This is a genomic window from Flavobacteriales bacterium (genome assembly GCA_021739695.1).
Classification (GTDB): Bacteria; Bacteroidota; Bacteroidia; order UBA10329; family UBA10329; genus UBA10329.
The window spans coordinates 46,806-70,903 of record JAIPBM010000021.1; the positions used below are offsets into that span (position 1 = coordinate 46,806).

Sequence of the window (24,098 nt, forward strand, 5' to 3'; positions counted from 1 at the left end):
TGGTTGATATGTTCGTGGCTTTATGAAGCAACCGAAGCGTTCATAGGTCGTTATTGAAATGGCTGTCGCCCAGCCATTCGCTTGAAATGAAAAACCGTTATTTCCGTCTGCTTTTTGCAGTGATATGTTCCATAGTTTTTTCTGCCAATAAGGCTGAGGCTTCGCACGCCTTGGGAGCAGAGATCACGTACGAATGTTTGGGAGGCGATCAGTATCGAGTGAGGTTGGTTTTTTACCGTGATTGTGGCGGAATTGCAGCACCAACGGCCCCGGCATTGACTCTTTCATCTTCATGTGGAAATCAGAGTCTGGCAATGACATTGCAACCACCAGAACCAGCTTATCCACCGTTCGATCAGTATTTGGCGCCTTACGAACTGCCTGTTTATTGTTCTGCTTCTGATTGTGGAAGTGGTAATAATCCTGGTTTGCAAGAATACGTGTATGAGGCAACGGTAACGCTTCCTCCATGTGCAGACTGGACATTTAGCTATGACCTTTGCTGTCGCAGTGCTGCTATCAATACGATAAGCGCACCTGGTAATCAGGATATTTATGTCAGTGCTTTTCTAAATAATCAAGCTGCACCATGCAACAGTTCTCCTGAGTTTGACGTGGCAGCTCGTGGTTTCATATGCTTAAACCAAGACAATACGATTTTGGCAACCGCCACTGATCCCGATGGCGATCTTCTTGTTTACAGCGTTTACACTCCATGGCACAATCCAGGTCAGAGCGTTAATTACACAGGCGGATTTAATCCAAATAATCCGCTTTCTAATTCCAACTACACGTTTACTGATGGTGTGATTGAAGTTCATCCAACTTCCAATGGTCAGATCACTGTAATTGGTGTGATGGTGGAAGAGTATCGGAACGGTGTGCTCATCGGACGTGTGGTTCGAGACATGCAGGTGCGCGTGATCAATAACTGTCCACAAAATCCAGGCAACGATTTCGACATTGATCAGGATGGGATATTTGACGGGAACAACTTCGTGATTTGTGCGAACAACGAGATCCAATTGGATGTGTATCTGAACAACACCCTTCCCAACGCCAATTACAATATGGTTTTGGAAAATCTAGCGGATTTCCCTGGCGCCACATTCAATACAGTGCCAAGTGGAACAGCTCCAGGAGGCATTGTCGGTCAGTTCTTTTGGACTCCTGATCAAGGTTCCATCGGCTCCAACCAAACACTCGTATTCACTGCGTTCGATGATAACTGTCCCGTGGTCGGATTTTCCAATTTCACCTACGATTTTACCATCACCGGCCTCGAATTATTAGTTGATATTGATACGGTGGCCATTTCCTGTGCGGATTCGGTTCAAATGGTTGCCACCGTTTCCAATGGATCACCACCCTATAGTTTTCTCTGGAACGATGGATATGCTGGCGCAAGTAGATGGGTTGGGGCCGGACAATATATTGTTGAAGTTACAGACAATGAAGGCTGCACAGGAAGTGATACGATAGAGGTCTATTACGTAGATGATCCTCAAGGCGCATTTTTTGACCCAACAGGTGCGTGTGTCGATTCGGCCGTTGCTTTTGTGGATCAATCTTTCAGTAATTATCCTGCCAATTTGCCACCAATTACCATTGTTGATTGGGAATGGGATTTTGGAGATGGATCAACGCTTACAGGTGTCCAAAATCCAACCCATGCATACGATACGGCAGGATTGTATCAAGTACAACTTATTGTGACGAACGATCTTGGATGTGTGGATACTGCTTGGAGTTCCGTTTGGGCCAATCCACCTCCGAGAGTAGATTTTGAATTTGAAAATGTGTGCACCGACACACTTTTTACCTTCACTGATCTTACTACAATAGATACTGGCCAAGTGGTCTCCTGGGCATGGGATTTTGGAGATGGAACAGCTCCAGTTCAACTTCCAAGCACTACGCATCAATTTGCCAACACAGGTTATTTCGATGTGACCTTGGCTGCGGTTTCAGATAGCGGTTGTCCCGCATATCTCACACAACAAGTGTATTCATTTCCCTTGCCGATTGGCGATTTTTCACCTACGGATGTGTGCTATGGTAACGCATCGAGTTTTCTTGATCTTACCACAGTTTCAGCAGGTTCGGTAGAAGGTTGGCTGTGGGATTTTGGAGATGGAACGATTTCCTCCACGCTTCAAAATCCGGTTCATACATACGGAGATACAGGCGTTTTCAACGTTACACTTATCTCAACTACCGATTCTGTCTGTCGCGATACCATTACCCAAAGCGTCATGGTTCACCCAAGTCCGGTAGCCGGATTTGTGAACGATACCGTGTGCGCAGAGCTGGAAATGACCTTCACTGATACAACTACCGTTCCTTCCGGAATTATTTCAAACTGGTCGTGGTATTTTGGAGATGGAGGTGTTTCTGCGGTTCCCAATCCAATTCACGTGTATTCAATTGGTGGTCAATATACCAGTTCGCTTGTGGTTCAGTCCGACCTCGGTTGTATAGATAGCATCGCCAAAACGGTTATTGTTTATCCGAAACCACTAGCAGAATTCACAGCTTTGGCTGCTTGTGAAAATGATGAAAACATATTCATCGATCAGTCGAATGTGGCTGCCGGATCTCAAGTTGTTGGTTGGGATTGGGACTTTGGTGATGGTATGGGGACATCTTCAGTCCAATTTCCAACCTACGTATATTCAGGAAGTGGCGTTTATACAGTAACGCTAATGACAGAAACCGATTTCGGTTGTCGTGATACCGTTCAGCACACTACCGAAGTGTATGACCTGCCGATTTCTGATTTCACTTTCAGTGATGTCTGTTTGTACGACCCGGTCATTTTTAATAACACTTCAAGCATTCCGTCTGGTTCAATTGTAATCAATGAGTGGGATTTTGGAGATGGTGATATTTCTTCCGCTCAGCAGCCGGTCGGGCAGCCGTATCCCGCTGCGGGATTCTATGATGTATCACTGATTACGCAATCAAATCATGGTTGCCGAGATACCTTGGTTCAGACAGTTGAGTTATTTCCTGTGCCAACAGCCATGTTCACCTTCGATTCTGTGTGTTTTCCATTTGCTACCAATTTCGTTGATCTTTCGAACGTAACGGGGCTGTATAGTGTAACCGATTGGGACTGGAAGTTTGGCGATGGAATTGTGAATGCAGGAATTCAAAATCCGACACACGCTTACACATCGTGGGGCGATTATTCTGTTCAATTAACAGTTACGACAGACGCTGGTTGCGAGGCAGATACCACACTATCGCCAGTTCGCGTGTATCCTAAACCGCATGCTGATTTCAGCAATGAATTGGCCAATTGTTTGAACGACACTACTGTTTTCGAAGACCTATCAACATTGGAGAACGGTCCTGAAGATGTTCTAGCTACTTGGAGCTGGAATTTTACAGATGGTTACGGAAGCAATGATCAGAATACCGATCACGTTTTTGGAACACACGGTTTTTACAACGTAATTCTGGGTGTGGAGACCAACCATGGCTGCCAAGACACAACCATCATTCCAGTAGAAATCTACCCGTTGCCAGATGTCAAATTTACGGTCGACACGAATTTAGGATGCCAACCTTTCCGTGTTCAATTCACGGATTTGACCGAGATTCCGAATCCTTATCTACTCACAACGTGGGAATGGAATTTTGGCGATGGCCCTGGAATTATTTCTACGCAGAATCCAGTTCATACCTATAATGACGAAGAGCTAGGCGATTTTGAGACTGGAGTTTATTCCATTTGGTTGCGGGTTACTTCGGCCAATGGCTGTGTTTCCGACACCATCTATCAGGATTACATAACGGAGTATCCGAAACCGGATGCGCTGTTCTCGGTGGATCCGATGCGCACCGAGATTCTTTTTCCGAATTTCAATATTACCGATCTAGCATCTCCCAACGTGGTCAGTTGGACTTACGAATGGGGCGATGGCTCCACTTCGAATCTTCAGAATCCTGCCCACGAATATGCCGATACTGGTCATTATGAGATTATCCAATACGTAGTAACGGAATTCGGATGCAAGGATACCGCCAAGGCGATAGTTATTGTAGATCCTGAGTTCAGATTTTATATTCCTTCAGCCTTTACTCCGGATGCTGATGGCGTGAATGAAGAGTTTTTCGGTTCAGGAATTGGAATCATCGAATATCAAATGCGCATTTACACCCGATGGGGTCAACAGATCTTTGAATCCAATGAATATGATTTCCATTGGGATGGCACGTTCATGGGAGAGCAAGTTCAAGAGGGCGTATACGTGTACCAGTTCAATATTTTGGATATCAAAGGCGAACCTCATTTGTATCGTGGTGGTGTAACATTATTTAGGTAGAAGAGTTAAGGTGTCCCGTGGGTTTGATACAGTTCGACAAGATTTTCAGGTTTGTTTTTTCAATGATAGCGGTAATCTTGCCGTTGGCAGGATTTGGACAGTACCAGATAAACGGTAACGCCAATCAGATCTCCTGTAATTGCTACCAACTAACTGAAGATCAACCATATTCTGGTGGTTCAGTTTGGAACGTTAATCAAATCAATCTTAACACTCCTTTCAATTACAATTTTGAGGTTTGGCTCGGCTGTAGTGAGTGGGGAGCAGACGGAATTGCCTTTGTGCTGCAGCCTGTAAATGTGACACAAGGAGGAGGTTCTAGTTCTTTGGGTTATGGAGGTATAGTTCCTTCCTTGGAAGTTGAAGTTGATACCTGGCCAAATGATGTGACGATGGCTGATCCTCCACAGGATCATATCGCTATCATGAAGAATGGCGATTCGAACCATGGTTCAGCAAATAATCTTGCAGGACCGGTTGTGGCGAGTAGCACACAACCAAATATAGAAGATTGTGCTTGGCACACAGTACAGGTTGTCTGGCAGCCTAGTGTTAATACCTTAGCTGTTTTCTTCGATGGAGTATTCCGTACGAGCTACACGGGCGATATCATCAATACTATTTTCGGTGGTTCTTCTCAGGTTTATTGGGGTTGGACAGGCGGAACGGGATCCGCCAGTGCCGATCAGCGCTTTTGCAATTCCATCCTGCCAGATTACACAATTAGCAATTCGACTACTTGCGTTGGTGATCAGATCAATTTTACGGATGCTTCGTTGACATCATCAGGGAACATCACCAATTACACATGGGATTTCGGTGATGGAACCACGGGTTCTGGCGCTCCGGTTTCACATACATACTCTAGCGCTGGCAATTTTAACGTGAATTTGAGCATAACCACGGAAGGTTGCTCTCAAGACACCGTTATTCCAATAACCATCGACCCTACACCAGTTGTCAATCTTGGTCCTGATCTGAGTATTTGCGATGGACAGACGGTACAGCTGAACAGCCCTAATACGCTCGGAAGTGGAACATATAGCTGGTCTCCGACAACAGCACTCAGCAGTGCATCGGCTCCAAGTCCAACAAGTTCAACCGTTTCAAATATCAATTATAACCTCACATTCACGTCAAGCAATGGATGTTCTGGTTCAGATAACGTTCAGGTGATCGTAAATCCGTTGCCCGTAGCTAATGCAGGACAGGATCAGACCATGTGTGAAGGCGTTCCAGTAACCTTGCAAGCCTCTGGCGGAGTGAGTTATAATTGGTTGCCTGCAGCAAGTTTGAGCAATGCGGCCATCAGCAATCCTTCAGCTTCTCCTATCACCAGCACCACGTATACGGTTACTGTAACGGACGCCAATAACTGCTCAAACACTGATAACGTGGATATTACAGTTGAACCCGCACCGATTTTAGATGCTGGTCAAAATCAGAATGTATGCGAAGGAGATGTGGTGCAATTGAATGCTGTCGGAACAGGAAGTTTTTCGTGGTCACCGCCAACGGCTTTAAGCAATACATTGATTGCAAATCCGAGTGCCAGCCCTTCTGTTACAACCACGTATCTCGTAACACTAACAGATGCTAACAATTGCTCGTCAGTTGATAGTATTGTGGTTGATGTTGATCCAATTCCGATAGCCGATTTTCCAAATCCAACGCCTGTTTGTAACGGTAATGCTGTTCAATTCAATGACAATTCAACGGGAACAATCGTCAGTTACAATTGGGATTTTGGTGATGGAACCACTGGACAGGGAACCAATCCAACACACGTTTATCCCGATCTTGGCACATACACAGTAACGCTCACAACTTTGAGCGCCAATGGTTGCAGTGCCACAGCCACAGGAACTGCTGAAGTAATTGATGGACCGATTCCTGTCTTTTCGTTGGCAGACGGCCCTGATTTTTGTGAACAGGAGTTGCTACAGATCACCAATTCAAGTTTCGGCCCGATTGTGACCTACCTGTGGGATTTCGGTGACGGAACTACTTCAACGGCAATGGTTCCAAACTTTAGTTACTCAAGTTTTGGCACCTACACCGTTTCACTCACCGTTGGAACAGCCGATCAATGTTTTAACACTTCAACGGAAGATGTTATCGTACATCCGATCCCACAAGCGGCTTTCAGTTCAACGCCCGCATGTTTTGGAGAAGCAACTGGTTTTACAGATTCATCAATCATTCCAGAAGGAGCCGTAACGGGTTGGGAATGGACGTTTGGCGATGGTTCTAATATTGCATACGGGCAAACGCCAACTCATACGTATACAAATTTTGGTGCGTATCAAGTTCGAATGATAGCGCAAAGCGCCATGGGGTGCAGAGATACCATTACGCAATTGGTCTACGTAAATCCAACTCCGGTTGTCACGATAGATGCAGCCGATATCTGTTTGGGAGAAGAGGCCGTTTTTGTCAATTCCACGGTACCGAATGATAATACCATTGCACTTTGGAGTTGGAATTTTGGCGATGGTCAAATAGGTAACCAAAATTCACCTGCACATCAATATCAGAATTACGGCACATTTACCGCTGAGCTGACAGCCACTTCAGATAGTGGTTGCATTGGCTCGGCAACCACAGAGCTTGAAGTTTATCCATATCCGGTAGCGGGTATCGGTTATTCTGAGTTTGAAGGTTGCACGCCCGTTGCCATCAATTTTGTTGATGAGAGCACCATTCCAAACAACTACACTATTGGTTCGTACGAATGGATTTTTGGAGATGGTTCTACGGGATCCTCAGCTTCGTCTTCGCACACATATGTTACGCCTGGTATTTACGATGTAAGTTTGATCGTGACCACTCAGAATGGTGGTTGTGCAGACACGTTGACGATTGCTCAGGCCATGTCCATTTACATTACGCCAACGGCCAATTTCAATTACCGGCCTACGGATGCGACCATGCTAGATCCACGCATTAGGTTCACAAACACTACTTCAAATGGAGTTACGTATGTTTGGGATTTTGGTGACGGAGGATCGTCTACTGAAGCTAACCCGACCAATTCTTATCCTGCCGAAGGCGATTATGTGGTAACACTTTTGGCTGAAAATGGAATCTGCTCTGATGCCACAACTCGAATCGTTCATATAGACCCAGAAACCTTCATTTATATTCCGAATGCGTTTACACCAAATGGAAACAGGTTAAACGATGGATTTACTGCGAAAGGGATTGGAATTGAGAAGTTTGAGATGACCATCTTCAATCGATGGGGAACAGAATTGTACTATACTGCTCGGATAGATGAACCTTGGGATGGAATTTACAAAGGCATGCTGCTACCATCAGACAGCTACGTATATCGAATTGAGATCGTAGACGTGAAAGGGGAAAGTAAAAAGTTTACTGGAAGTGTGAATTTGGTGCGCTAAGCACTACCTGAAATCGACAATGTCGAAATCCTGTGCTTCGTATTTCTCCTTAGAGAAAACAAACTTATCGGCAGTAACACCAGCATTTGTTTTCATGCTCTTTACTTCCAAAAGGTAATCTGTACCATCCTTTCCAAAGGTTTTGGAATACACGATATGGTTCGTCTTTTTGTCGATGCCCATTCTGATTCTTGAGAACGATTTTTTACCTGGCACTTCAGGAAAAAGGTCCACCACGTTCAGTGCCTTGCCTTCTTTGGTTTCTTCGCCATAGAATTTTGATTTGAAACCTTTGTCGTATTGACTGAAGAAGTTGGATGGATCAAGTTCTGTTTCTTCTTTGAATTCCTCTATGGACTTAACGTGGACTTCTTGGTCGTCCTTCATAACGTACCAAACAATTTTCCCATCGCTGTAAATATCTTGTCCCATCAGTTGCAGATGGAACTTATTTCCAGCAAGGGTCAATTCACCCGTTCTGGTGTCATTCACCTTGGCTTCTTTGTTCTCGAGCGTGTAGCTAAAACTGACCTGAATGTCTTTGTAGCTGCCGTTTGTTGTGCTTACGGCTTTAAGTATTGATGCGGCTTTCTCGTCATCTTGGCCAAAAACAGCCAAGGGTAAAAGGGCAATGAAAAGGATCTTTCTAAACATGATTAAATTTCTCAACTATGGTTTTGCAACTTTTGTTCCAAACTCATTTCATCTTGTATAAGCACTTGTCGCGCCTTACTTCCTTCAAACGGGCCGATGATTCCCGCAGCTTCCAATTGATCAATAATTCTGCCAGCTCTGTTGTAACCGAGCTTTAGTCTTCGTTGTAGCAAAGATGCTGATCCTTGCTGATGCTGAACCACAATGTGAGCAGCTTCATTGAAAAGCGCATCGCGGTCGCCAGGATCCATCGCTCCGTATTCTCCACTACCACTACTTTCATCAATGAATTCAGGCAATTCGAACGCGAATGGATAAGCCTGTTGATTGCCAATGAAATCCACCACTTTTTCCACTTCGGGCGTATCTATGAATGCGCACTGAATACGGATCATGTCATTTCCGGTAGACATCAACATGTCTCCTCTTCCGATCAACTGGTCAGCTCCACCTGCGTCAAGAATTGTCCGTGAGTCAATTTTAGACGTAACGCGGAAGGCAATTCTCGCTGGAAAGTTCGCTTTGATCGTTCCAGTGATGATATTCACGGAAGGGCGCTGCGTAGCTATGATCAAGTGAATACCAATAGCACGCGCCAATTGCGCCAAACGGGCGATAGGCGTTTCCACTTCCTTACCCGCAGTCATGATCAGATCCGCGAACTCATCAACCACCAGAACGATGTATGGTAAGAATTTGTGTCCTTCTTTCGGGTTCAACCTTCGGGCAATGAACTTAGCGTTGTATTCTTTTAGATTTCGGCACTGCGCATCTTTCAGAAGATCGTAGCGATTATCCATCTCTAAGCAAAGAGAATTCAGCGTGGTAACTACTTTCTGCGTGTCGGTGATAATTGCTTCTTCAGTATCTGGCAATTTGGCTAGAAAGTGACGCTCAATCTTGTTGAACAGCGTTAGCTCTACCTTTTTTGGATCCACCAATACGAACTTGACCTGCGCTGGGTGTTTTTTGTAAAGGATGGAAGCGAGAATACAGTTCAATCCTACCGATTTACCTTGTCCTGTAGCTCCAGCCATCAGAAGGTGGGGCATTTTAGTAAGGTCCGTTACGTAGGTTTCGTTAGAAATCGTCTTTCCTAACGCAATAGGTAACTCCATTTTTGAGTGTTGGAACCTCTCTGAACTCAACACGGCTTTCATCGAAACGGTATCAGGGTTCAAGTTCGGTACCTCAATACCGATTGTTCCTTTACCTGGAATTGGCGCAATGATTCTGATTCCTAAAGCAGAAAGGCTCAGTGCAATGTCGTCTTCTAGGTTTTTGATCTTCGAAATTCGAATTCCGGGAGCTGGAACAATTTCATAAAGCGTAACGGTTGGACCGATGGTAGCTTTGATCCTTTCAATCTCAATATTGTAATTTTTGAGGGTTGAAACGATTCGGTTCTTGTTCGATTCAAGTTCTTCCTGATCTACCGATATTTCGCCTTTTCCGTAGGCTTCCAAAAGATCTAACGGAGGTTTTTTGTAGTTGCTGAGGTCGAGTGTCGGGTCGTATTCTCCCATACCTTCTCCGTCAGATTCAGCAACGGTTTCTTCTTCAACTGCAACCGTTTCAATGTCGAATTGAACATCTTCCAATAACGGACTTGCATCTAGCGTTGGAGCGTCAATAATCATCGGTCGTTCGAATGGAACGGATGTTTCCAACTTCAATTCAGGCTCTGCTTTTGGTTCTTCCTGAACTGGAGGCCGTTGTTTGAATACCGTTTCCTTCAGATCCAGCTCATTGGTTTTGATGGTCACATCTGCAACTGGCTCAAAATCATCATCGTCTTTTTCCACTTTATTATCAGCAGATGCTACATCTTGAGGCTTGGCTGCGAAAAGTGCTTTGATGCTATCAACGGATAGATTGAAAACAACAGCAGAATAAACTGCAGCCATGAAGAGAAGGAGCAGAGCGGTGCCAGCAGAACCGATCAGACTTGTTGTCCATCTGTTCAGTTGAAATCCCAACGCGCCTGAAAGGACAAAGTTTTCCAAGAACAGAAAACCCATCGCCAGCGGCAACACGTAAAGGAAGAACAGGGAATGTTTGATTGATTTTCCTATCGGAAGGATGCTTCTGCGGAACAGAATTTTCAAGCCTACCAACATCAATAGAAACGGAAATAGAAAAGCAGCAATTCCGAACCAGTTGTAAATGAACTTCTCGGCTACCGCAGCACCGAATTTTCCCATGATGTTATTGACGTTGGTGCTAGGGTCGGCCAGCGTTTCAGCGAATTCCTGAAGTTCGCTCTGATCGGTAAAACCATCGATGAGGTACGAAATGAACGAAAGCACCAGAAAGAGGGAAACGATAACGAAGAAAAGCCCCGTAATGGTACGGGTTCTCGAATCGCCTAAAAACTCAAGAAGGCCATTTTTATTTCCCTTCTTGGCATTAGATGAATCCTTTTTTGAAGTTGATTTTTCCTGTTTTTCAGCCATTCCTCCCGCGAACTCAAATGTAAGAAAAACCCCAACAAGCAAGCTGCGGGGTAATTCGCTACAACGTGGTCAGTTTGAACTTATTTCGGCTTAGAAACTTTGGAAAATATCAGCCATTTCTTCTACCGTAATGGGTTGATATTCCTTGGTGATGATGAAATCTTCCTCTGGATAGGTTTCTTGGACAACAGAAGTGGCGATCATGTGCATGTCAATGTTGAACTTATTGACCTTCGCTTCCATCAGAACACCACTTATTTCGTAGAATGGCGTACACCAGTTCGGGTCTTTGATGCCAATATCGTTGGTGTAAAAGATGCTGTAATTCTTGGCGCTATCATTTTCAAAGGTCACTAACGCGTGATGGCAGATATAACCAGCAATAACCTTGGTGCTATCCGTTGGCGTGATTTTCATGCCGGCCGGCTTCTTGCCGTACTCCTCCATGATCTCTACACTATCCATTTCCAAACCCGAATATTTATTCGCGATCCGGACAAGATGCGTGACTTTTTTCTGCTTGTTGTCTGCTAAAAGTGATGTGCTGAAAACAGCCATGGAAGTTTTCAATTCATTCAACGTGTTGTTGTCTTTGAATTTAAAACTCATTTCCCGTGGGAACATGGACGTGAAAATATTGTCGTCATCAAACTGAGGGTAAGTCAGTTGATACACGATTTTACCTTCAGTTATAATATCAACACCAGATTCCGTTTTGGGACCCGATTGACATCCTACGAAGAAAATAAATGCAACTATCGGAGTGCCGAAAAGTATGCGTTTAAGTAATTTTTTTTTCAAACGAATTCACTTTTAAGTGTTTCGTCCAAGTTCCTGGTTTCCTGCGCAAGGTAGTAAGTAGATCGGTTTGTAAAAGAATCGCTTACAAATATCTGCGTGTAATGCGTACCTGCTCCAAAGCTACACTTGCTGTGCTTATACAGCTAGTGATAACCTAAGGTTTCAAGCATTCCTTTATAACCCTGTTCTTCTGAGAAAAGTTCGGATACGATCTGGCCTTCATCATCTTTATATATCACAATTTGCTTGGGTGAAGGGATGAGGCAATGTTGGATCCCTCCATAACCGCCAAGCGCATTCTGATAGGCTCCAGTATTGAAAAAGCCAATGTAAAGTGGTTTATCTTTTCTGAATTCTGGCAGATAGATATTATTCACGTGGGCTTCCACATTATAATAGTCCTGACTGTCGCATGTCAAGCCACCAAGGTTTACGCGCTCAAACGGGCTGTCCCAACGATTTACGGCAAGCATTACAAATCGTTGATTGATGGCCCAAGTATCAGGCAGCGTGGTGATGAACGAACTATCGATCATGTTCCACCATTCCACATCATTTTGCCTTTTTTGATCAATGATGGAATATATGGCGGCACCACTTTCGGCAACCGTATAACTGCCGAATTCGGAGAAAATGTTCGGAACCGGAACATCTTCTTTTTCGCAGAAATCCTTTATCTGTCTGATTATTTCGTCTGACAAATACTGATAATCAAACTCATCGGCCAAGGAATGTTTGATCGGGAATCCACCACCAATATTCAGCGAATCCAATGTTGGACACTCCTTTTTCAGGTCGCAATAAACACGAAGGCATTTCTGCAATTCGTTCCAGTAATAGAGACTGTCCTCAATTCCATTGTCGATAAAGAAGTGAAGCATTTTCAGTTTGAACAGCTTCTCTTTTCGAAGCACATTCATATAGTAATCCTGAATTTCGCGATGACGGATTCCTAAACGTGCCGTGTAATAGTTCGACTGTGGCTCTTCGCCCGTGGCAATTCTAATTCCAACGTTGCATTCGCGTTTTACCAATGGGCGGAAACTGTCTAGCTCCGTTAGGTTATCGAGAACAGGAAGGCTGTTGAATCCATCATTGATCAGTTGCGAGATCAGTTCAACGTATCGGTCGCGCTTGTAGCCGTTGTGAACAATGAAGTTGTCTTTGCTTATCCTGCCTTGTTCATACAACTTATGCAAAATGTAGATGTCGAAAGCGGAAGATGTTTCAAGATGAATGTCATTCTTCAATGCTTCGTTCAGTACGTACGAAAAATGTGAGCTCTTAGTGCAATAGCAATACGTGTATTGGCCCGTGTAATCGTACTTGGACATCGCATTACGGAAATAGCCCTTTGCCCGTTGGATCTGTTCCGATATTTTAGGTAAGTAACTCAGTTTCAGCGGAGTTCCGTACTGCTCAATAATGGCCATCAGGTCAATGCCGTGGAACTGAAGTTTGTTGTCAACGACCTCAAATCCTTCTTGTGGAAATTCGAAAGTCTGCTCAATAAGGTTGTAATAGTTGTTCTCCATTTTCGGGCGCTAAAGATGCAATTGATTTGTCAGTTCGAGCGGATGGCCCATTAATTCTCTGTTCATTTTCGATAAGGTTCTCATTTATAACTCCTTTCCCTAACTCGCAGAAGACCCTGTACTTCAGATACCTTTGTACTATGATAAGAGAGATAGAGAATATTGAATTGAAATTTTTGACGGTGGATGACTATCAGGAATTGAAGTCTGCCATGATTGATTCCTACACGAGTATGCCCAACTCTATATGGTCAGAAAAACACATCAAGTCCTTAATTGAGAAATTCCCTGATGGGCAAGTTGTAATAAAGGTGAACGGCCATTTGGCTGGTTGCGCGCTCTCCATTATCGTTGATTACAACAGTTTTGACGCCAATCATACATACAAAGACATCACAGGAAATTACACGTTCAGTACGCATACTGATAAGGGCGATGCGCTTTACGGAATCGATGTGTTCATTCATCCAGATTATCGCGGACTCCGATTAGGAAGGCGTTTGTACGATTATCGAAAAGAGCTTTGCGAGCGGCTGAATCTTCGCGGAATTGCCTTTGGAGGACGCATTCCGAATTATCACAAGTATGCGGATAAGATGTCGGCCAAGGAATACATCGAAAAAGTGAAGCGTAAAGAGATTGATGATCCGGTTCTCAATTTTCAAATGTCGAACGATTTCCATCCACATAAGATCCTGAAAGGATACTTGGAAGGAGATCAGGCATCGAACGAGTATGCCGTTCTGCTAGAATGGGACAACGTTTATTACGAGAAGAAAAGCATAAGAGCCGGTGCGAACAAAAAGATCATTAGGCTTGGATTGGTGCAATGGCAAATGCGGCTCTATGCCGATTTTGACGAGCTGATGCAGCAAGCAGAATACTTCATCGATGCTGTTTCGGGCTATCGTTCTGATTTCGCCCTGTTTCCCGAGTTTTTCAATGCGCCTTTAATGGCAGAGAATAACCATCTGTCAGAATCGGAAGCTATTCGCGAATTGGCCAAGCACACTTCGCGCATCGTTCAGAAATTCTCCGAACTCGCTATTTCCTACAATATCAACGTCATTACTGGCAGTATGCCCGAAATAAAGGACGATCTGCTCTACAACGTGGGCTACCTGTGCAGACGCGATGGCACGATGGAGCGTTACGAAAAACTGCATGTAACGCCCGATGAAGCAAAAGTTTGGGGTATGCAAGGCGGACACGAACTGAAAGCTTTTGATACCGATTGCGGCAAGATCGGTATTCTGATCTGCTACGATTCGGAGTTTCCGGAGCTGAGCCGATTGTTGGCAGATGAAGGCATGGATATTCTATTCATCCCGTTCCTTACCGATACTCAGAATGGTTATTCTCGCGTTCGAAACTGTGCGCAAGCTCGTGCCATAGAGAACGAATGCTACGTTGCAATTGCTGGTAGTGTTGGCAATTTGCCTAAGGTGCACAACATGGACATCCAGTATGCCCAATCGATGGTTTTTACGCCATGCGATTTCTCGTTTCCGGCCAACGGAATAAAAGCAGAGGCAACTCCGAACACCGAGATGATCCTAATTGCCGATGTGGATATCGATTTACTGCGCGAACTCAATCAGTTCGGTAGCGTGCGCAATCTGCGCGATAGGCGGAAGGATATTTTTGAGTTGAGAAAGAGGTAGAGACGCAATGCTTTGCGTCTCTTTGATGGCGCGTTTCGGGTTTCCATAATTAGGGTTGGTGCAGGCATGCGTTTTGTAAACGCGCGCCATCGGATTTTGGAGGAGGGTGTACAGCAGTTAGCGGTGTTGTAGTTGGCTTTCCCTTTGATCATCGGTGTGTTTGTCAATCACCTGATGGACTTCTCTTCACTGGTGCAACCTATAAAAAAGCAATCGTCCTTTAATTTTCAAACAAAGTTTATTCCGATGAAAATTCTCTATTGAAAAATCGTCATAATTGTTTTTAGGAGTGGGATAATTCAATTCAAAGGTCTCATCTACAACCAACTCCATTGGTCGATTCCCGTGAATATTAAATTGCAAGACCCATAACGATATTGTGATCAATTTTTTGGAGCTTCCCCGCCCGTCCCAATTCCCTCTCGAGTAAATCAATGTCAACGTGTCTGAGCGTAAAGCATCATATACGCTATGGAATTTGTCTGAGTTAAATGGATAGTCTTTCCACGAATCGATTTGATGTTTCTGTTTGAGATTGAACTCGGATGATCTTGGCGGATAAGAATGCAACAGCAACAGCCTGCCGTTGGAATATCCCGCAAAATGGCTATTCCGTTCTAATGCCGAATAAACCTTACCCGATTTTTCCATCACTAATCTTGTGGTGTTGTGGTAGTCAGATTCATGCTCACAACAAGTGGATTGTAAGGTGTACAGCCTTTTCTTATGAACGAAAAAATCATTTATAGAAGATGTCTTGTGGGTTTGGCTGCCATCCTCCACATCCTTTATCTTCATTTTATTGGTCATTTTGACCTTTACGTAGAATCTTCCGGTAGCTGATTGACCAATATCCTGACCGTCAATTCGAAGTTTGGCATCTTCCGACATAGTGTGGGCCAAAATCAGCTCTTTGCGATGCGTTGTGAACTTAATGTCCGTAAAGTAACCGCTGGACATCGTCAAATAATCGAAGTGGCGTACATACTCTCCGCTTAAAGTCAATTGGACCAACGACCAGCCTTTCGGCCAGTATTCGTTTTCCTTACGAAGAATCACGGTCTGGTTGATGGTGGTGATTCCGTTGTTGGAATACTCCTTAAAACTGGGAACAACCACATATATCTGATTGTCTCTGAAAAAGAAAGGAATTAGCCCACTAATTTTCTCATGAAAGTTGAAGTGCCCTAATTCTTGAACAGAATCCTTTTTTAATCGACCTAAGACCAACGATGGCTCCTCCTTCACTTGATAAAGCAAATGACCACTATCGGCATTGTAGGAATGTACATACAAGGAGTCTGGGGTAGTAAAAACTAGTTCCTGTGCATGACATGTTCCACTGAGCACAGACAAGAAGCCAAGGCATAAATCGAAGAAGTAAGAAATCAACCTTTTCATAGCCTAATTATCTGAGAGGAACCATAATAATGTTCATTTTTCAAGGTTGTGATGTTCTTTGATGAAGGCGAACTGTCTTGATTTTGGAGATTTTAAGTGTTCCCTTTCTAGATTTCACTTTACATCGCAACCATAACATGTTTGCATGTGTGCGCCTCCCAACGGTAGGCACTAATAATTCAAGCCAAGCAGATACTTTATAAGTGTTACGAGTTCCGTCTATTCCCAAAGTGATAGTCCCGCTCAAGGCATTACCTTCCTCGTTGTAGAAACGAACACGCTGCTCTAGAAAAGTTAATCTATCTGTAATGGTTAAATCCTTAATGGAAACAAGCCAAGGATTTCCCCAAGCTACGGTGCTGTCCTCATAAACAAACATTGCCAAAGCGGGCTGGTCTAGAATTGCCTGCACGATTTTCGAGATCTCCGAATTTGATTGTGTCAATTGTGTGACATGAGCCAAAGAATCCATTGAAAAATAGGCATCCGCTATTTTTTCGACATTTTGAGGAATTCCTCTCTGAGTACCCGCCTTCCAATTGGAATTTTCTAAAACCCTTTCCAGCTCTTTTTCATAGTCTTTGTGAGAACCTCTTACCATTTCCAAGTTTGCAGGGGTTCCATCCTTAGTTACAATCAATTTGAACAGTACCTTTTCGTCTTGGACATTGCGAATAGTCGCCATGGCAGGACATCTTATATCCCTTGCTAAAAACGAAAGCAATTTATCATCTCCTGTCTCTCCATTGTCTGCCTTAAATTGTGGAGGGTCTTCAACAATCCACTTATAATTAGGATTACCTTCATTATCTTCTTCAGGAATCTTACCGAATTCAATATCGAAGTTCAATTTCGTCAGAACAGGCTTACACCTTTTATCTCTGTAATACTCCCATTCACCAGTCATTACTCCATCTGTGTATTGACCAATTGCAAATAGTGTATCGCTTTTCACGTCATAGAACTCAAACTTACCGTGTTCAATAAATGGATCAATGGAATTATATTCTCCTACCAAGACCCTATTGCCCGCCACATCAGTTTCGGACACTTTATAAGAGAAATTCCCCTGTTTTTCAATTTGCCTTATGAATACTGCCTCAGTCTCTGTAACTACTTGCCAGTTTTTATTCAGGAATTGCATGGTCGTATCCTGACCATGGACTTCGACAGTTAGACAAACGAAAAGAAGGAAAAGGGAAATATATTTTGCCATGGCTTTTTTCAATAATGCTTGCTTGTAACCTATGTAATCAACAGACTGAGCTTCATTTGCTGTTATTACCGCCAACTTATGGCCAAGACAACCCAAGTTGCTATGGCCAGATTTGTTTCTCCCAATATTACCCAACCCGATTCGTCATTCCAACAATAAAAAAACCGACACGCAATCGCGTGGCGTCCTTCTGCGTATATGGCTTAGGTGTGTGGCTACAGTCAGGCTATAAATTGCTCTTCTGAGCATCCAAGTTTGTGTCTTTCAGATGAAAATTGCTGTATTTAACACCTACCTTTCAGTTCGGAACGTCAAAATTGCACTTCGGAACACAAAAGTTTCGGTTCAGAACATGAAAATTGCTCTTTTAGACAGCAAAATTGGTGTCCTGAACACCAATTTGGACGTTCAGAACACCATTTTGGGGAAGGAGTAACGAAAAGTTGAACATGTCGGCTACATGTTCAACATATGAGCTCAGATGGCAAATAGTTGGAATGAAAACTTCAGCATCTGAAGTCAGATGTTCTTCCTATGAATCGGTATCGGTAAAAGTTGAATCCACATCTATTCAATTTGAATCCGAATTGTCAAAAGTTGAATCCAAATGGTCAACAATTGAATCCAACTACCGGACTTTTCAATCTCTCGGCAGAAAAACCTCTGCCATCATGCATCTGGCACTTCCTCCGCCCAATGTTTCAATTGTATTGAGCGAACTGTGCAGAATGCGGTTGGTCTTTTGGATGGTGGCGATCTGCTCGGGTGTGAGGCTTTCGTAGGCCTGTGTTGACATGACCATGATTTTTTCTCCAGCCGAATTTACCACCTGAAGCATATTTCCGGCAAAGCTCGATTTCTGCGTTTCGCTAATGTATAAGATGTCTTTGTCTGTTTGCTGCAAGGATTTGACAACTGCTTTACGCTCCGCTTCATCTTTAATGCTGTCGGCACAAAGAATAGCAATTTCCTCACCCACGCTCATCATCACATTGGTGTGATAGATAGGAAGGAGTTTTCCATCAACCTTTTGCAGAGCGTGAAAGATGACTGTTTTGTAGCCCGTGATTTCGGCCCATTCTTCCAATATTTCCGAGTTTGTTCGTTGCGACAAGCACGCGTAGGCTACCATGTTTTCGCGGTCAAGCACCAAACTTCCTGTTCCCTCCAAAAAATGTCCATCAGCTTCGGCATCCGAAAAATCAATGACGCGGTCAATTTCGAATCCTAGATCTTCTAACGATTCTAGAATATCCATGCGTTTTTCCCATCTGCGGTTTTCGGCAAACATCGGATAAAGGATTACCGACTCATCTTGATGAAACGAAACCCAGTTGTTCGGAAAAATACTGTCGGGCGTGCACGGTTCAAGCGTGTCGTCTACCACTATTACATTCACGCCTGCTGCACGCAGTTGTTCCACCAGTCCGTCAAATTCCTTTAACGCTTGTTGCTGAGCAGAATCGTTCGTCAATCCATCAACCTGTTGTTGGTAGTGATTGTCCTTGGCCGTTTCGGTATTCATGGCAAATGCCATAGGCCGAATCATTAATATGTTAGATGTGTTCTGTGCTGGCATTTATGTCTATTTTGAAAAATCCTCCGCCTCGTTCCTCAGCACCTCCTTTAAAAGGAGGACCGATACCCTTCCCCCTTCAAAAGGGGGTGGCGTAAAAGTGGAGCTTGCTGAACTTTTATGACAGGGGATTTTCATCATATATCCTCCCGTTGCAATGGCATACTCATGCAATGCGTGCCACCTCTTGCTCTAGAAAGTTCTGCCGATGGCAAAATGATCAGCGTATCTCCGGTGATCACGTCATCCAGTTTTTCGCCAGCGTCCATTCTTGCGTTGAAATCTTCGGCACGTATGATCTTGAATCCTCGCTTTTGAAGACTGGCATTAGTATATGTGTTCCTGTCATAACCAATGATCACACCTTCTCGAATAGCCAAGAAGTTGCAGCTATCGGTCCATTGCTCACGCTCAGTAAACGGGAATTTTCCATTCGCATTCGGAATGATATTCACCTTTTTGCAACCGAAATCCACCTTGCTCACTTCAGCCAACAGGTCATCCAAATAGTCGAATTCTTTCACTTCCACCTTAAAACCGTCAGCCTTTTTCTTGCGGATGAATTGCGTGACGTAAACCTGCTCTTCGGGTGTTTCCATCTCATCATCCAGCATGCGTCTGAAGTCAATTTCTTCCTTCGATAGCGTGATGGCATCGCGTGTGAATGGCGCATACATCACCCAGGTATCGCGCTTTATCATGGTAAAGATCGTGTCGATGTGCATATAGGCACGTTCCGAAGGGATGTTCACCACCGATACCTTATCAACCAGATTCTTACTGAATAGCTGGGTCGTTAACTGATGGATGGCATTTTGCGTTGTCCGAGCACTCAATCCCACAAGTAAATGCCGCGGGCTTACCATCATCACATCGCCACCTTCAATACTCACTTCCTGCCGCTCTTTGTCCAACGAGTCGGTCAAGAAATAATATTCGTTGTCCTCCAGTTCTATGACGCGGTCAGAAAACTGGTATTTATCCCAGTTCGCCTCATCGCCAAACAAGTAGAAATAAGCGATGTATTTGATCAGCAGAGCTTCTCGCGTTCTGCCTTTTTCCGCAGCTTTTATCAATAGCAGATGGTCATTTATCACAATGCCGATGTCGCGCGTAAAAATGAAATTCGGAAGTGGCGCAAACAGATAATCTTCTTCGCCTTCGTAGATCCAAACGCCAGAGATCAAGGTTCGTGTCAGCGTTTCCGAATCCATCTTCATGAGCAGCATCTGCGTTTCAAAGTCACACTTTTCCATCGCGCACACGGCCGAAACCAGCAGCTGCTTGGCCAGATCGTCCTTCAACACCTGCATTAACAAGTGTTCTGCATCCAACACCTTATCTGATTTCAGATAACCGTCCTTCGTTGGCTTAAAGAAGTCAGGGTCATTCTTATCCCTTGTACGCATCACTTCTGGGTGCAAAAACCACAGCAGAACGCTCAGATACTCGTTGTATTCCTCGCGCATCTTTTCCAGATAAACGATGTCGTCATACAGTAGATCTTCCATCATTCTTGGCGCAATTTTGCCAATTCCAGCATCAGGGCTGTGAATGATCAATCGTTGAAGTGTTCCCACTTCAGAAGAAACTCGAATATTCTTACTCATATCGCAGAGAATTAAGCTGCGAAGTTAGCACTTGGCAGGAGTTCAAGGTTTGATGTTCAACGTTCAATGTGGATCAACTTTGAACCTTTAACCGTGAACATTGAACTATTCCTAACTCCCTATTCCTAGTTTTGCAGAAAATACGATCACGTGAGCAATACATTGACCCAGCACATTCAGAAAGCGATCTCCAACCTATATGGTACGGAGCTAGGTGAGGAACAGATCCAACTTCAAAAGACCAGAAAGGAATTTGAAGGCGATATGACCTTGGTGGTGTTTCCGCTTTTGCGCGTTTCCAAAGGTTCTCCCGAACAAACAGGGCAGCAAATTGGAGAAGCATTAGTTGCGGCTGTTGATCATGTCGAAAGTTTCAACGTCATCAAAGGCTTTCTCAATCTTTCGTTCACTGCCAGTTATTGGTTGGATAAATTGACCGAAATGCAGGCATCCGAAGCTTACGGTTTCCGAGCCAAAGGCGAACACAGCCGAAACGTGATGGTTGAGTATTCTTCACCGAACACAAATAAGCCGCTTCATTTGGGACACATCCGAAACAACCTTCTCGGTTATTCGGTGTCGGAAATTTTGAAGGCCAACGGCCACACGGTACAGAAGGTGCAGGTAATTAACGACCGCGGCATCCACATCTGCAAAAGCATGTTGGCTTGGCAGAAGTTTGGTAATGGCGAAACGCCACAATCTTCTGGATTGAAAGGCGATAAGCTGGTTGGGAAGTATTACGTTGAGTTTGATAAACGATACAAAGCTGAGATTGCAGAACTTATCGAAGCAGGAAAAACCAAGGAAGAAGCCGAAGCGCAAGCACCTATTATAATAGAAGCGCGCGAAATGCTTTTGAAATGGGAAGCAGATGACGCGGAGGTCCGCGAACTTTGGTCTACCATGAACGCTTGGGTTTACGAAGGCTTTGATGCTACCTACGATCGCTTAGGAGTTGACTTCGACAAACTCTACTACGAAAGCAATACCTATTTAATAGGTAAAGAATTGGTGGAAAGTGGAGTGGAGGACGGTATTTTCCAGAAGCGCGAAGATGGATCTATTTGGTGCGACCTGACGGCTGATGGCATGGACCAGAAACTTCTGCTTCGATCCGATGGCACGGCAGTTTACATGACACAGGATCTTGGCACGGCCAAACTCCGTTACACCGATTGGCCAGCGCTCAATCAACTTATATACACGGTAGGAAACGAACAGGATTATCACTTTAAAGTGTTGTTCCTCATTCTCGGTAAACTCGGTTTCGAATGGGCCACAAACTGCTATCACCTTTCTTACGGAATGGTCGATCTTCCATCGGGCAAAATGAAATCGCGCGAAGGAACTGTGGTTGATGCCGATGATCTGATGGATGAAATGGTGGAAACCGCTAGAGCTCAATCTGAAGAAAAAGGCAAATTGGATGAAATGACTTCGGAAGAGGCAAGTACGCTCTTCGAAATGTTGGGGCTTGGTGCGCTTAAATACTTCATGCTCAAGGTCGATCCGAAAAAACGCATGCTATTCAATCCAGAAGAAAGTATTGACATGCAAGGCAATACAGGGCCGTTTATCCAATACACGCACGCAAGGATAAAATCGGTGTTGCGAAAAGCGAATGCAGCAGATGTTTCCGTCCCAAATTTGGATGCCATCAATGAAAACGAGCGCTCACTTATTCGTTTGCTCCATCAATTCCCTGAAACGGTTATGTTGGCAGGAGATGAATACAGTCCAGCGGTAATTGCCAATTACACCTACGAGTTGGCCAAGGAATACAGCACGTTCTATCATGAATGCCCTATTCTGATTGAAGAAGATGGCAATGTGAAAGCCTTACGCTTGGTCATTTCGGCTTTAACAGCCCAAGTTATTCAGTCATCCATGCGATTGCTTGGAGTAACAGTTCCAGATAGAATGTAAATTGGCAATACTGATTCAGTACTTATATTTTTACAGCTTCAAATCACAAGTAAATGTTCGAGAATTTAACGGAGAAGTTTGACAGGGCGTTCAAAACGCTGAAAGGAGAAGGCCAGATCACTGAGATCAACGTGGCAGAGACGATGAAAGAAGTAAGGCGCGCCTTGCTCGATGCGGATGTCAACTTCAAGATTGCCAAGGAATTTACCGAAAGGGTTAAGCAAAAAGCGCTCGGGCAAGATGTGTTAACGGCCGTGAAGCCAGGTCAACTGATGGTGAAGATCACCAAAGATGAATTGGCCGAACTCATGGGCGGAAAGTCGGTGGATGTTAATCTTGAAGGCAAACCTTCTGTTATCCTGATTGCTGGTCTTCAAGGTTCGGGTAAGACCACGTTTTCTGGTAAACTGGCGCTTTTCCTAAAAAGCAAACGGCAGAAAAATCCGTTGTTGGTGGCCTGCGATGTTTATCGTCCGGCTGCTATCGAACAGTTAAAAGTGCTTGGAGAGCAAGTAGGAGTAGCTGTTTACACCGAGGAAGGAAACAAGAATCCGGTTTCCATTGCTGAAAACGCCATCAAGTACGCAAAAGCGAATAACCATAATGTGGTGATTGTGGATACTGCTGGTCGTTTGGCTGTGGATGAGGAAATGATGAACGAGATCGATCGCGTTCATAAGTCCATCAAGCCACAGGAAACACTTTTCGTGGTCGATTCCATGACAGGACAAGATGCCGTGAATACGGCCAAAGCCTTTAATGACCGATTGAATTTTGATGGCGTTGTCCTCACCAAATTGGATGGAGATACTCGCGGTGGAGCTGCGCTTTCCATCCGTTCGGTGGTCAATAAACCGATCAAGTTTGTCGGTATTGGCGAAAAACTCGAAGCACTCGACATTTTTCACCCAGACCGTATGGCCGACCGTATTCTTGGTATGGGCGATGTGGTTTCACTTGTTGAGCGTGCTCAAGAGCAGTTCGATGAAGAGAAAGCACGACAACTACAAAAGAAGATTGCCAAGAACACGTTTGACTTCAACGATTTCCTAGATCAGATCAATCAGATCAAGAAGATGGGTAACGTAAAGGATCTGATGGGAATGATTCCTGGAATGGGAAAAGCCTTGAAAGATGTAGAGATCGGAGATGATGCGTTCAAACAAGTTGAAGCGATCATTGGGTCAATGACTCCGCTTGAGCGTGAAAATCCTGCACTCATCAACGGAAGCAGAAGAAAACGAATTGCTGATGGAAGTGGGTCAACAATTCAGGACGTAAATCGATTGTTGAAGCAATTTGAAGAAAGCCGAAAAATGATGCGCATGTTCTCCAATAAGGGCAACATGAAAAACATGATGCGCAATATGCCATTTGGAAATCGCTAATGTTTTGTTGAAATTAGTGATGTCAATTGCTGTTTTTTACGGTTAATTGTCGATAATTTTAACAATAGTTGAAAACAATTACGTGAAACACGTAGGAAATGTGCATTTGATGTTATAAATTTGGTGTCAT

General features: G+C 44.1%; 14 protein-coding genes. 6 read left to right on the forward strand and 8 right to left on the reverse strand.

Annotation, left to right across the window (positions count from 1 at the left end):
- Positions 1–86 precede the first annotated feature (86 nt).
- On the forward strand, positions 87–4,334 hold the full coding sequence (locus K9J17_13155) for a PKD domain-containing protein (protein ID MCF8277674.1): 4,248 nt from the start codon (positions 87–89) through the stop codon (positions 4,332–4,334).
- Between the two features lie 62 nt (positions 4,335–4,396).
- Entirely contained in the window at positions 4,397–7,738 is a 3,342-nt protein-coding gene (locus K9J17_13160) for a PKD domain-containing protein (protein MCF8277675.1), read from the forward strand.
- A gap of 3 nt (positions 7,739–7,741) precedes the next feature.
- Here the strand turns inward: K9J17_13160 and K9J17_13165 are convergent, their stop codons facing one another.
- The 4 genes from K9J17_13165 to K9J17_13180 form a co-directional block, all read right to left on the reverse strand.
- Entirely contained in the window at positions 7,742–8,392 is a 651-nt protein-coding gene (locus K9J17_13165; protein ID MCF8277676.1) for an outer membrane lipoprotein carrier protein LolA, read from the reverse strand.
- Between the two features lie 11 nt (positions 8,393–8,403).
- Positions 8,404–10,848: a DNA translocase FtsK gene (locus K9J17_13170; protein MCF8277677.1), complete on the reverse strand. Its 2,445-nt coding sequence runs from the start codon at positions 10,846–10,848 to the stop codon at positions 8,404–8,406.
- A 90-nt stretch (positions 10,849–10,938) separates the two neighbouring features.
- Complete coding sequence (locus K9J17_13175; GenBank protein MCF8277678.1) at positions 10,939–11,649, reverse strand: hypothetical protein; 711 nt, start codon at positions 11,647–11,649, stop codon at positions 10,939–10,941.
- Positions 11,650–11,792: 143 nt separating this feature from the next.
- A complete protein-coding gene (locus K9J17_13180; GenBank protein MCF8277679.1) occupies positions 11,793–13,184 on the reverse strand; it encodes an arginine decarboxylase in 1,392 nt (463 codons plus the stop codon).
- Between the two features lie 140 nt (positions 13,185–13,324).
- On the opposite strand from K9J17_13180, the gene K9J17_13185 reads away from it, so the two are divergent.
- Entirely contained in the window at positions 13,325–14,848 is a 1,524-nt protein-coding gene (locus K9J17_13185; GenBank protein ID MCF8277680.1) for a bifunctional GNAT family N-acetyltransferase/carbon-nitrogen hydrolase family protein, read from the forward strand.
- 186 nt (positions 14,849–15,034) lie between these two features.
- Here K9J17_13185 and K9J17_13190 read toward each other — a convergent pair whose 3' ends face one another.
- Together K9J17_13190 and K9J17_13195 are read right to left on the reverse strand one after the other, a co-directional pair.
- Positions 15,035–16,249 (reverse strand): hypothetical protein, encoded by a 1,215-nt coding sequence (locus tag K9J17_13190; GenBank protein MCF8277681.1) that lies wholly within the window; start codon positions 16,247–16,249, stop codon positions 15,035–15,037.
- Between the two features lie 40 nt (positions 16,250–16,289).
- Positions 16,290–17,540, reverse strand: a complete 1,251-nt coding sequence (locus K9J17_13195) for a hypothetical protein (GenBank protein MCF8277682.1) — start codon at positions 17,538–17,540, stop codon at positions 16,290–16,292.
- Between the two features lie 193 nt (positions 17,541–17,733).
- Between K9J17_13195 and K9J17_13200 the strand changes: the two genes are divergently transcribed.
- Positions 17,734–17,901, forward strand: coding sequence for a hypothetical protein (locus tag K9J17_13200; protein MCF8277683.1), 168 nt, complete (start codon positions 17,734–17,736; stop codon positions 17,899–17,901).
- Positions 17,902–18,105: 204 nt separating this feature from the next.
- Here the strand turns inward: K9J17_13200 and K9J17_13205 are convergent, their stop codons facing one another.
- Positions 18,106–19,014 carry an amidinotransferase gene (locus K9J17_13205; protein MCF8277684.1) on the reverse strand — a complete coding sequence of 303 codons (909 nt, stop codon included), beginning with the start codon at positions 19,012–19,014 and terminating at the stop codon, positions 18,106–18,108.
- 164 nt (positions 19,015–19,178) lie between these two features.
- Positions 19,179–20,651, reverse strand: coding sequence for a hypothetical protein (locus K9J17_13210; protein MCF8277685.1), 1,473 nt, complete (start codon positions 20,649–20,651; stop codon positions 19,179–19,181).
- A 150-nt stretch (positions 20,652–20,801) separates the two neighbouring features.
- On the opposite strand from K9J17_13210, the gene argS reads away from it, so the two are divergent.
- Together argS and ffh are read left to right on the forward strand one after the other, a co-directional pair.
- Positions 20,802–22,580 carry an arginine--tRNA ligase gene (gene argS, locus K9J17_13215; GenBank protein ID MCF8277686.1) on the forward strand — a complete coding sequence of 593 codons (1,779 nt, stop codon included), beginning with the start codon at positions 20,802–20,804 and terminating at the stop codon, positions 22,578–22,580.
- 53 nt (positions 22,581–22,633) lie between these two features.
- Positions 22,634–23,968 (forward strand): signal recognition particle protein, encoded by a 1,335-nt coding sequence (gene ffh, locus K9J17_13220; GenBank protein ID MCF8277687.1) that lies wholly within the window; start codon positions 22,634–22,636, stop codon positions 23,966–23,968.
- Positions 23,969–24,098 lie beyond the last annotated feature (130 nt).